Below are 13,315 nucleotides of genomic sequence, written 5' to 3' on the forward strand. Positions count from 1 at the left end.
TTCGTTTTTCTCAAATACTTCTAGCTGACTTCATTTTTTGCAACCGTTTTTTCTGCTGTTCCTTTGCAGAAGTAATTTTTTCAACCTGATTATCTTCCTGCTGATCCAATACAGGTTGATTTTTTAACTTACTCAAATAATCTGCCAAATAGCTGATAGTTGGATATCTAAATAAATCCAGCATCGATAAATCAATTGGAAATATTTTTCGCAATTCACTGTGAACCTTAATTAGCAGCAATGAATGACCACCAATTTCAAAAAAATTATCGTGAATGCCAATACTTTCTAAATTCAAAGCTTTTTCCCAAATCTTCGCAATAGTTTGTTCTACCTCCGTTTGCGGTATGACATAATTAGGTGCAAATTCTGGACGAAATTTTTCTGGGTTAGGTAGTGCAAGCCGATTTATTTTGCCGTTTGGCGTAATCGGTAAACTTTCTAAAATGACAAAGTTAGAAGGAATCATGTATTCTGGCAGATGTTCCTTCAAAAAGCTTCGCAGTTGAGTAGCTGTTAGTTGTGGCTTTAACAGAGAACTGACATATCCTACTAACTGTTTATCACCTTGTTCATCCTCCCAAACTTTTACTACCGCTTCGCCAACATTTGGATGTTGATTTAATTGCGCTTCCACTTCGCCTAATTCAATCCGAAAACCGCGAATTTTAACTTGTTCATCAACTCGTCCTAAAATTTCAATTTCACCATCAGGTAAATAACGCGCTAAGTCACCTGTTTGATAAAGGCGTGTTCCCGGTTCATTACTAAAAAGGTTAGGAATAAATTTTTCTGCTGTTAATTGAGGTTGATTGAGATATCCCCTCGCAACACCCATCCCACCTATATATATTTCCCCAGGTATCCCAATAGGAGTAGGTTGGAAATAAGCATCTAATATATAAACTTGTACGTTATCGATTACTTTACCAATTGGCACTTCTTTTAATGCAACATTGAATTCATCTAAATTTGATAAATTGCTAATAGTTGTCCCAATTGTTGCTTCTGTAGGCCCGTAAGAATTAATTAATTGAACTTTTTTATTTACCCGTTGTCGCCAAATTGCTAATCGCTGTGGTAATGCCTTTTCTCCACCAATAATTACTAATCTTATTGCTTTAGGTAGTACTAATTTATCATCAAGTTCAGCAGTTATTTGATGCCAAAAGGCTGTAGGTAAAGCTAATACCGTTATTTTAAACTGACGACACTGTTCTAAAAAGGCTGGTACTGAACTCAACATTGAATCATTCCGCAGCACTAATTTAGCACCAACAACCAAACTAGTAAATATTTCCTCTGCCGCTACATCGAAGCAAATTGAGGCAAATTGTAGGATGATATCACTCGTCTTCATCCCATATTTAACAATCGCTGTTCGTGTATAATTTACTAAAGAATGATGTTGTACCATCACTCCTTTTGGTTTACCTGTAGAACCTGAAGTATAAATCACATAAGCTAAGTTTGCATCTGTTACTTTTATCTCCAAACTTTCCTGAGTTTCTTGAGAAATTAACTGCCAATCTGCATCTAAGTAAATAGTTTGATGCTGATGTTGAGGTAGCCATTCCTGCAATCTTTGTTGAGTTAATACTAACGATAAATTAGCATCTGCCAACATGAAACTCAATCGTTCTTGGGGATATGCTGGATCAAGTGGTAGGTATGCACCACCTGCTTTCAAAGTCCCTAAAATTCCCACAATCATTTCTAAAGAACGCTCAACACATATTCCTAACAAAATATCTGGTTTCACACATTTTTTTCTCAGGTAACGTGCTAGTTGATTAGCTTTATGATTAAGTTCTTGATAGGTTAAATATTGGTTATCAAATAATACTGCGATCGCATCTGGTGTTTTCTCTGCCTGAATTTCAAATAACTGATGAATACATTTGTCTTGAGGATAACCTGCCTGAGTATTATTCCACTCTACTAGTAACTGTTGCTTTTCAATCTTTGTGAGTAATAGTAGTTTTGAAATCCGTTGTTGAGGATTGGCAACTATACTTTCTAATAAAGTCATATAATGCTTAACCCAGCGCTGAATTGTTTCAGATTTGAATAAATCTGTGTTATATTCCAGTTCCAGTAAAAGTCCAGTATTGCTCTGAATAATGTTCAAATCAATATCGAACTTAGCGCTAGTATTAGAGTTTTTTATAACTTCTAATTCATAATCTAAATTATCTAGCTCAAATTGTGATTTATCCAAGTTAAAGCCAACTGTAAATAAAGGATTGCGGCTTTGGTCTCGCAGCAGATTTAAATTCTTAACTAACTTGATAAAAGGATAAACTTGATGGTCGTAGGCTGCTAATAATTGCTCTTTAACATAACTTAGATAATCTGTAAAAACTGGTGATTTATCGACTTGAATACGGATTAGTAATAAATTTACACAGTGACCAACCAGACAATTATGATTAACTAAAGATTGCCCTGCCGAAGCAATACCTACAACGATATCATTTTGATTACTTAATCGCTGTAATAAAACCATATATCCAGCTAAAAGTGTGCTGAACAAAGTACACTTACACTCTTCGCTTAAGCTTTTCAGTTGGTGATATAAAGCAGTATTGATTGAAAGAGTTTCTATAGCTCCATTATATGTATTTACTAAGGGTCTAGTCTTATCATCTGGTAAATTTAACACTGGAACTGAGCCAGAAAATTGCTTTAGCCAATAAGCTTCAGCTTTTGCCATTTCTGGAGTTGTTTGCTGGAGTGTTTGCCACTGAACATACTCGCTATATTGCATTGGCTGGGGAAGTTCACAAGTTCTACTTTGAGACTCGGCCGCATAAATTGCTGCTAACTCTCGTAGTATAATTGCCATCGACCAACCATCAGCGACAATGTGATGAATCGTGAGAACTAAAAGGTGATGACTTGGCTCTAACTTGATGATATGAAACCGCAGTAAAGGGGTTTTTTCTAAGTCAAAAGTTTCTTGAGCTTCTTGTTTTAAAAATTCTGCTAACTGAGCTAGACGATGTTGACCATCTAAGGTTGATAAATCTATATAAGGAATATCTATTGTTAGTTTTGGATGAATTAATTGATAATCTCCTTCGGAACTAAAACTAGTCCGTAAAGCTTCGTGACGATTGATAACTGTCTGGACTGCCTTATATGCTACTTCTAATTGAAACTCGCCACGCAAATGAATAGTCATTGATTGGTTATAAGCACGGGAAGCATGATCTCCGATTTGCGCCATAAACCAAAGTTCTTTTTGCACTTCTGTCAAGGGAAGAGTAACTATTTCTTGACTATGCGATAATTCATCACCTTGATTATTCATTCCAGGTGGATCTTGGGGTAAAAAATCACCTGCTTGCAATTCTAATATGCTGTCTTTAATAGCTCTAATTAAAGTTTCAATATCTTCATCAGTATGAGCAGTAGACAAATAAAAACTCCGCCCTTCCCATATATAAATACCCTTTTCTATCAGATGATAAAATAATAAATTAATCCAAACTAAATTGGAGGGGTAAACAAACCGGAAGAGTGAGCCAAAATAAACAACTTGAATTGGTAACTGCTTTTGCTGAAAGTAACTATTAAGAGTATCAGCTATTTTTGCAGTTTTTATGGCTAATTCTGCTTGCACTTTTTCACCACTATTTTTGATGTGGTTAAGAACAGCCAAAGCCACAGACATAACCAAAGGATTTTTGAAAAAAGTCCCAGCAAATATGGTTGTTTCGCGTTGCGGAGAAGAAGCATCACCGTAATTCCAAAAACCTCCGTCTAGTGCATCCATAAAAGCAGCTTTACCCGCGATTACTCCAATTGGTAAACCAGACCCAAGGGCTTTACCGTAGGTGCTAATATCTGCTTGAATATTCCACATTGCTTGAATGCCACCTGGGTGCATCCGAAAGCCAGTAATTACTTCATCAAAAATTAAGACGATGCCTGTTTCTGTTGTGAGTTGTCTGAGTTCTTGAAGAAACTCTTTGGGTTGGAAATCTGGGCGACGACTTTGTATAGGTTCAACTAAAACAGCCGCTAATTCATGGCTATGGGCTTTGAGAGTCTCCAAAGATTCGGGACTTCCATAGTTAAGTACAATTACATTTTCGATGAAATGTTGGGGAATTCCAGGTGCAGCGGGTAAAGAATGTAGCGTTCCGTCTGCTGTTGAGATTCCCGCTACTAACACTTCATCCAACGTGCCGTGATAAGAACCGTTAAATACCGCAATTTTGGAACGTCCTGTGGTAGCCCTAGCGATGCGAATAGCTCCCATAACTGCATCTGTACCGGAGTTGCAAAAAGTAACTCTTTCTTGATTGGTCAGTTCACAAAATAACTTAGCAACTTCATTTGTCAGAGGCGATTGTGGGCCATTTTGAATTCCTTGCTGAATATGCTGTTGCATTGCTTCTGCAACAAAATTGGGAAAATGACCAAATAAAAGTGCGCCAAAGCCCATTGACATATCAATGTACTCATTACCATCAACATCCCAAATTCTTGCACCAGCACCACGTTGAGCATGAATAGGATACAGCATCTCTTTGAGAGAGAGACGGAACCCTGTGATTGATCTGGGATTTGCGTGGAAAGAACGAGCTTCTTGAGTGAGGCGTTTTGATTCTGAAGTGCGTTGAACAAATTTGGTGATTAAGGCATCTAAATGTTGTTGTTGACGGGGGTTTAAAGTTACTTTGTCTGATTGTTGGATATTAACTGATTTTTGAGGTTGAGGAATATCCGCAAAAACTTGATGTAAAAGGTAATTTTTGTGTGGTAACGGGTTGTGACGCAGCAAGTCTAATTGTTTAGTCATTAGTTTTAGCTGCTCTGCTACGAGTCGGGCGTAGACGTGACGCGGCTTGTCGTCAGATATCGCCTGATTTTCACTATGATTATTTAATGCTGTTGTTAATGATTTACTCAATAGTCTATCTGAAATTTTACTTACAGATGGCTCTGTTATGGCTGGTATTTTTTCTTGATAGAAAGATGGCGGTAATTGTTGAGCTATATGTACAGCCAGATCATGCAGTGTGGAAAATTCTTCTAGCAATTGACGAAAGGGAATTTTTACACCTAATTTTTCTTGCAGAGAGCGACTAAATTGAATTAATACCAGAGATTCAAATCCTAGTTCTAAAAGACTGGTGTGAATATCTATTTGAGCAGTTTTTACGCCAAAAACTGTGCCTAAAATTTCTTTGATTTTTAATAGGACTACATCAACTTTTGAGGTGGGCATAATAATTGATATTTGGTTACGAACCACAGAGGCACAGAGAACACAGAGTTAGGAGGGACTGGCAACAATAATTGTTAGAGGTTAGAGATATTATTCTTTGAGAAATTGCAATAGTTCTAACTGTTGAGACATAATTTCCATTTGTTGAAATATTATTTGTTCTAGTGAATTATCAATTAACTCTGGTTCATGCGGTGGTATTTGGATATCTGTCTCTGGAAGATGCTTGGGATTGGGTGATTTGTCTGCTTCAATCCAATATCTTTGTCGCTCAAAGGGATAAGTAGGCAAGGGGACACGATGACATGATTGATGAGCATAGAACTTTGACCAATTTACTGATACTCCTGCTAACCAAAGTTGCCCTAATGCATCAAGTAAGAAGGAGATATCGGAGCCTTTAATTTTGGGATGGCGTAAGGAAGAAATAACAAGCTGTTCATTAGTTTGATTTGAATTTTGTTTAGCCAAATTACTTAATATCTGCCCAGTTCCGACTTCTAATAAAATTTGATTTGGCTTTTGCAGTAATACTGTAATTCCTTCGCTAAAGCGTACTGTTTGGCGTAAATGTTGCACCCAGTATTTTGGATCTGTGGCTTCATTTGTAGTTAGCCAATTACCAGTTAGGTTAGATATGATGGGAATTTTTGGAGAATTTAGGTTAATTTTGCTAAGTTGTTTTTGAAATGGCTCTAAAATTGAGTCCATCATCTGAGAATGGAAAGCATGAGAAGTATGGAGAGGGCGATATTCTATAACTTGTGCAGTTAATTTATTTTGTAAGTCTTGAATTGCTTTAGTTGTACCTGAAACTACGCAGTTAGCTGGGCTATTATGGGCAGCTAGGCAAATATTTTCATTCAATAGAGGCTGAATTTCTGCTTCTGATAGTGGTACTGCCAGCATGGTACCAGTTGGTTGTTGTTGCATCAGCCGTCCTCTAGTAGCGACGAGTATTAAGGCATCTTCTAAGGAAAATACGCCTGCAATACAAGCAGCTACATACTCCCCAATACTATGACCAATCATTGCTGAAGGTCGCACTCCCCAAGACATCCATAATTGAGCTAAGGCATATTCAACTATAAACAATACTGGCTGAGTAATAGAAGTTTGTTGTAATTGCTGATTTGCTACTTTTTGATGTTCTTCGTTGGGATATAGTAATTTACGTATGTCTAGCCCTAAATGGGGTTGTAAAAACTCAGCACAATAATCAATTTGTTGTTGAAAAATTAACTCTGTTTTATAAATTTCTCTACCCATGTTTACATACTGGGAACCTTGACCGGGAAACATGAAAACTACAGAGTGATGATCTAATTCTTGGCAATGAGGAAAATCTTGTTGTTGTTCTTTAATTGTTAAAGCTTTGACGGCATCTTCAATATCCTGTGCAACTATAAATCTCCGATAGGCAAACACCTGACGACCAATACTTAAGGTATAAGCAACATCAGCTAAGTTAATTTTTGGATGTTTTTGAAAATACTTAACTAAATTGGCTGTGGCAGTTTCTAAGGCTGTAGCAGTTTTGGCAGAGAGTAACAATAACTGATATCCTCTCCCCTGCTCCCCTGCTCCTCCGCTCACCTGCTCCACAACAGGGGCTTCTTCCAAAATGACATGAGCATTTGTTCCCCCAATTCCAAAAGAACTCACCCCAGCGCGTCGGGGAGTACCATTAGTTTTCCATGCAGATAATTCAGCATTGACATAGAAAGGACTATTAGCAAAATCAATTTGCGGATTGGGCTTTTCAAAATGCAAGCTGGGAGGTATTTGTTTGTGCTTGAGTGCCAAAACTGTTTTGATTAAACCAGCAACACCAGCTGCTGCATCTAAGTGTCCAATATTTGTTTTTAGTGAACCAATGGCGCAGTAATTCTTTTTTTGAGTGCTGGCGCGGAAACATTTGGTTAATGCAGCAATTTCAATCGGATCGCCAAGATTAGTACCTGTACCATGAGTTTCTATATAACTGATGGTTTCGGGGTTAACGCCTGATATAGATAGAGCTTCAGCAATAACTTTTGCTTGTCCATCTACACTGGGTGCGGTGTAACCAACTTTGAAAGAACCATCATTATTAATAGCTGAACTTTTAATAACAGCATGAATATAGTCGCCATCAGCGATCGCATTCTTTAATAGCTTTAATACTACAATGCCTACACCATTACCAGTCAGGGTTCCTTGGGCTTTAGCATCAAAAGCGCGGCAATGTCCATCAGGAGATAAAATACTCCCTTCCTGATAGAGATAGCCAGCTTTATGTGGCATATTGATTAACACCCCACCAGCCAGTGCAATATCGCTTTCGCCGTTGAGTAAGCTTTGACAGGCAAAATGAACTGTCACTAATGAAGTAGAACAGGCAGTTTGCACGTTTACACTTGGGCCTTTCAAATTTAATTTATACGAAACAAGTGTGGGTAAAAAATCTCCTCGATTACCAATTAATGTTCGGAATTTGCCTACTGATGTTTCTAGGAGTTCGCGGTTGGGATAAAGATGAAATAAAAAGTAAGTGTCCATCCCCACACCTGCGTAAACTCCAATTTGTCCCAGATAGGTTTTAGAGTCGTAGCCAGCATTTTCTAGAGCAGTCCAAGCGTGTTCAAGAAAAAGGCGATGCTGTGGATCTGTGATTTCTGCTTCCTTGGGTGTAAATTCAAAAAATGCCGCATCAAATAATTCTACATCTTCTAATATGGCTTTAGCTTTAACATAATTTGGCTGATTAAACTCATTTTTATCTATTCCTGAAGAGACTAATTCTTCTTCATTAAAAAAACAAATTGATTCTACACCATCTCGCAAATTTTGCCAAAACTCATCCAGGTTTTTGGCTCCAGGGAAACAACCTGACATACCAATAATGGCTATTTCATCGAGGCAATTAAATGTATTGGAGTTATTCATATTCATTCTCCTGCTACTGTATTATTGCTCGATGTTTTTGTCTGAGTTGTCTTTGTTGCTGATTCGACTCTCGGCGAGTTTCAACTGATTCGAGGTTTAGTTCAAAAGCAGGTTGTTCTGGCTGCTGACTTAAATGTTTTGTTAACATACTGATTGTTGGACATTCAAACAATTCAACCATTGATATATCTCTGTTTAAAGCTGCACGCAGCTTGGTATGAATTTGTACCATCAATAATGAATGACCGCCGAGGTCGAAAAAATTATGATGGATGCCTACTTTTTCAACTTTTAAGACTTCTTGCCAGATATTAGTAATCATTTGCTCCAGTTCAGACTGAGGCGCGACAAATGTTTCTTCGAGTTGAATTTGAACCTGTTGAGGTAATGCTTTATAATCCACTTTGCCATTAGGTAATACAGGCAAAGTTTTCAACATTAAAAAAGTGGAAGGTAGCATATATTCAGGTAGCTTTTTCATCAAAAAGCTGCGAAATTCACTGCTAGAAGGAGATGGTTGTTGATTAGTCACTATATAGGCGATGAGGCGAGGATTTTCTTCTGTGGCAACAACTACAACTTCTCGCACTGTTGGATGTTGTTTTAAAGCTGATTCAATTTCACCTATTTCTATGCGATAGCCGCGAATCTTTACTTGTCTATCAATTCGTCCCAAAAATTCTATATTGCCATCTGCACGATATTGAGCTAAATCTCCAGTTTTATATAGGCGTGCATTTAGTTCTTGACTAAATGGGTTATTGATAAATTTCTCGGCGGTTAACTCTGGTTGGTTGAGATAACCCAAGCTAATACCATCACCACCTATATAAATTTCCCCAGGAACACCAATAGGCACCGGACTAAGCTTTGTATCTAAGATATAAATCTGTGTATTACTAATCGGATGTCCGATGGGAATTTGGGTTAATTCATGGGACTGGCAAAGATAAACGCTACTCCATACAGTTGCTTCTGTGGGGCCGTATTCATTATATAAAGAAGCTTGAGGAAGATTTTCTTGGTGGAGTTTGACTAGCTCGCTGGGGCATACTTCACCAGCTACAATAATAACTTGTAATGAAGTTAATTGTTCTTGGATTGCTTGTTGCAAAATCAGTGTATAAAGGGAAGGAAGACTTAAAAGATGAGAAATCTGATTTTCGCAAATTAACTTAACTAGTTTAGGTATTTCTAGCTGCAAACCTTCTTTTGGTAAAAATAAAGTTCCGCCACTACAAAGTGTCCAAAAAATCCCGGCGACTGAACTATCAAAGGCGAAGGATGAAAGTAATAAAAAGCGGCTGACAGGTTTTTGATAATAATTAATTCGCGCAGTTGTGGAATGAACAAGATTGCGATGGGTGATTTGTACGCCTTTGGGTTTACCTGTGGAACCAGACGTGTGAATGATATAAGCTAAGTTGTTAGGCGTAATTGGTAGTGTGAGATTTTCTTGATTTTGGCGGGAGATTATTTCCCAATCAGTATCTAAACAAATAACCTGCGCTTGGTGTATGGGTAATTTTTCTAGTAATGGTTGCTGAGTTAATAAAACTGGTGTTTGGGAATTTTCTAAAATCCCAGCTAATCTTTCTTGGGGATAAGTTGGATCTAAAGGTAAATAAGCACAGCCTGCTTTGAGTATACCAAGAATCCCCACAATCATATCTAGATTACGTGTAACACATATCCCGATCAAAGTTTCTGGGTTTACACCAATCTTTTGGAGGTAATTTGCTAGTTGATTAGCTCGATTATTCAGTTGGCTGTAGGTTAATTGTTGCTTTTCAAACTCCACAGCAATATTATTTGGTTGCTGCTGGGCTTGATGTTCAATTAACTGGTGAATACATTTATCTTTGAGGTAATCAATTTGAGTTTGATTAAATTCTACTAGGAGTTGGTATTTGGCGCGATCGCTTAAAATTTCTAACTCACTAATTACCGCTTCTGGATGCTTTACGGCACTTTCTAATAAGGTATAAAACTGGTCTGATAATCGCTGTATATCTTGTGCATCAAAATACTGAGGATCATAATGAAACTCTGTAAATAAATCATCATCATTATCCACACAAGAGAGTTTGATTTTAAATCGCTCTATACAAGCAGAATGATTTTGAATGGCAAAAGATATGTTGCTATTGGTATATTTTGCATATTTATCAATAAAATCAAAGCATACAGGATAATACACTACTTGGTTGGTGATTAATTCCCAAGAGAAACATTCTTGCCATTTATAAATCTCTTGTTCACTTTCACTGATTTGTTGTAATATTTCTGTAAATTTAGCTTGTTCTGCTAAATGACAAGTAATTGGAAGACATTTAGCAAACAACCCCATTGCTGTTTCTAGTTCGGGGAATTTTCTGCCTGCAAAAACTTTACCAATTAGCAGATTTTGTTGTTGAGTTAAACGCCAGAGTAAAACTGACCAACAAGTTAGCAGCAAGGCAGACTTAGAAGTATAATATTTTTGGGCGATCGCACCAAGTTTATCTTTTAAATTAGAATTAATATTAAAACTTAAAAACTCTGGTTTAAATACGTCTGATTCAATATTTTTTTTCTCAAAAGGTAATTTTAAATTTAAAACCTCAGATAAATCTTGCTTGCGCCAATATTCTCTGCCAATTTCCGCCCCTTCCGATTGAATCAATTCATTCTGCCATTCAGAGAAATCTACATATTGTAGTGGTTCTGCCAAGACTTGCTCACTATTTGCATATAAACTACTGAGTTCAGAAACAAAATTACTGAGAGTTTTGGTATCTCCATAAAGAGCAGGTAAAGCAATAAATAATATATGCGTTGAATCCGATAAAGTAGCTAAGGATATATGCAGAGGTGAGTCTGTTTCAAAGTCAAAATTTTGTTGAGTAAATTGCTGAAATTTTTCAGCAATTTTGTCTGCTTGTGCCTGAAAATTATAATCTTCTAGATTATATTGCTGATTAAATCTGACGTTGACATTAGTAATAACTTGCACGGGAATCATCATTCCCAGTACATATTTAAATCTTGTCCGCAGAATTTCATGCCGATTGACAATATTTTGTAAAGCACTAACTAATTTAGTTATTTCAATATTTCCTTCGATGAGAACACTACACTTAACAAAATAAGTGGAACTGGGAGTTATTTGTTGCAATAACCATAAATGTTCTTGCTGAGGTGATAGTTGAAAACCCTCAATTACTTCTGTAGTCATATTTAGAAATTCCACTTTGATCATCTAAAGTTCTTTGATATTTAATGCTTCCGCCATTCCCACTAAAACTTGGCGCGGCCCGACAAATGGTGAGCGTCCATGCACAGCCAACATATTGTCTAACATCAAGATGTCCCCTTTTTGCCAGGGAAAACTAACCATTACTTGCTGATAAACTGCGCGTAGAGATTTTAAAACTAAAGGCTCAATTGGCGAACCATCACCGTAATATGTATTAGTTGGTAAATCTTCTTCTGGGAAACCTGCTAATAGTGCTTCACGGGTATTTTTTTCTAATGTGGAAACGTGAAAAAAAGTTGCATGATTGAACCAAACAAGCTCACCTGTTTGTGGATGTTTAATAACAGCCGGCCCAACTTGACGAGTTCTTAAACGTCCGCCATCTTTCCATTCAACTTTTATATCATGAATGCGGCAATATTCTTCTACTTTTGATTTTTCACTTGTCTGAAATACAGTTTGCCAAGGTAAGCCAAAACCATCGCCAAAATTCCGCACGTACATGACTTTTTTTTCGATGAAAAGCTCTCGAATTTTGGGTTCTATAAGCTTAAAAATCTCTCGACAACTACCAACAGGTGTTTCGCCTCCTTGCTGTGCTGGTGTCTGACAAAAGAAGAAAATCTTTAAAGGAAAGGTAGGAGAATAAGCGTGTTCATTATGGGGAAAGATGCTTTGATCTGCTGGGTAATCAGTTGAAGTATAAATGCGATCGCTCACTTGAGTACGTGGCGAGGCTCGATAGCGATATTCCATAGCTTCAAAGCAAATTGCTTTGATTACCTGCTCAAATTTTTCTACACCATCAACATTGAAACCCCGGAAAAGAATCGCGCCATGTTTCAATAATTGTGTGTTGATAAAATCCCGATTAGTAGATGCCCAAACTGCTAAATCTACCTTTCTTACAGAAGATTTTATCACCAAAGGAAAGTTTTTCTCCTGATTTAAATATTCTGTTTCAATTAAATCTTGTGCAGATAATTTAAGCGATTTTCGCTTAAATGTTGGCAGTTCATTAACTGGAGCGTTTTGTAATTCTTCCATATTAAAATATAAATGTTTGAATTTGTCAGGTGAAATTACTCATGAAGGCTGTCATTGCTCATTTGTAAATACAAAGGACAATATCTAGCCTTTGCAAGCAACAAAACAGCCAATATGACCTGATGATTCTACGCCAAAATCATTTTTTATATCGTAAAAAACAATATCTGTAAAACCTACCTTTGCTAAAGTAGACTTAACATCTGTGACAGAATAAAGTTTCCACCTAAAAGTCATATTGGAGCGTTGCCATTGACCATCGATTAATTCAAATCTTGTAGTGCGATCGCAACCTATTTTTTTCTCTGTATCGTAGTCAAACTCACTAATCCAGGCATTGTTCTCTTTGGCTTCGCCTTGAATTTTGGTACGCTGCCAATCTTCTATACAGAGTTCTTCTACATACAAGTCAAATACAAATATACCATTTTCTCGCAATGCTTGATACACATTTTGAAATACCTTTTGTAATTCTTCAATGGTAGTTACAAGGTTAAGTCCGACATCTGTAGAAATGACGGCATGAAAAGTAGATGAAAATTTAAAAAATCTGGCATCTTCTAAGATAAATTCTGCATTAGGGGCATTTTTTCTGGCATAGCACAGCATTTCTTCTGAGCCATCAATACCTGTGACTTGATAGCCTTTTTGTATCAGTCTTTGGGCGATTTGTCCTGTACCACAACAAACATCTAAAATATGTGCTGATTTATGGAGATGTTGTAAAACTAATTTTTCTAATTGCTCTACGACAAGATCATGCCTCTCTGTACCTTGGTCGTCGTACATAGAAGCTAAACTGTCATATTCTGCATACCGATTTTTGGTAGTCATTGTTGAATTATCCTCGTTAAATTTTG

4 protein-coding genes and 1 pseudogene are annotated in these 13,315 nt (G+C 37.0%); all 5 read right to left on the reverse strand.

What is annotated here, in order from left to right; translation table 11 throughout:
• Positions 1-10: 10 nt before the first annotated feature.
• The 5 genes and pseudogenes from IQ244_RS22785 to IQ244_RS22805 all read right to left on the reverse strand — a co-directional run bounded on the left by IQ244_RS22785 (position 11) and on the right by IQ244_RS22805 (position 13,289).
• On the reverse strand, positions 11-5,242 hold the full coding sequence (locus IQ244_RS22785; RefSeq protein WP_193898245.1) for a non-ribosomal peptide synthetase: 5,232 nt from the start codon (positions 5,240-5,242) through the stop codon (positions 11-13).
• Between the two features lie 231 nt (positions 5,243-5,473).
• Positions 5,474-8,170 (reverse strand): annotated as a pseudogene (locus IQ244_RS22790) (type I polyketide synthase); the annotation flags it as partial.
• Between the two features lie 13 nt (positions 8,171-8,183).
• The gene (locus IQ244_RS22795; RefSeq protein WP_193898249.1) at positions 8,184-11,387 is read right to left on the reverse strand and encodes a non-ribosomal peptide synthetase; all 3,204 of its coding nucleotides are present in this window, start codon (positions 11,385-11,387) and stop codon (positions 8,184-8,186) included.
• Positions 11,388-11,411: 24 nt separating this feature from the next.
• Positions 11,412-12,455, reverse strand: coding sequence for a TauD/TfdA family dioxygenase (locus tag IQ244_RS22800; protein WP_193898251.1), 1,044 nt, complete (start codon positions 12,453-12,455; stop codon positions 11,412-11,414).
• An 84-nt stretch (positions 12,456-12,539) separates the two neighbouring features.
• Positions 12,540-13,289, reverse strand: a complete 750-nt coding sequence (locus IQ244_RS22805; protein WP_193898254.1) for a class I SAM-dependent DNA methyltransferase — start codon at positions 13,287-13,289, stop codon at positions 12,540-12,542.
• Positions 13,290-13,315: the final 26 nt, after the last annotated feature.

Source organism: Nostoc sp. LEGE 06077, assembly GCF_015207705.1.
In the GTDB taxonomy this organism is placed as follows: Bacteria; Cyanobacteriota; Cyanobacteriia; order Cyanobacteriales; family Nostocaceae; genus Nostoc_B.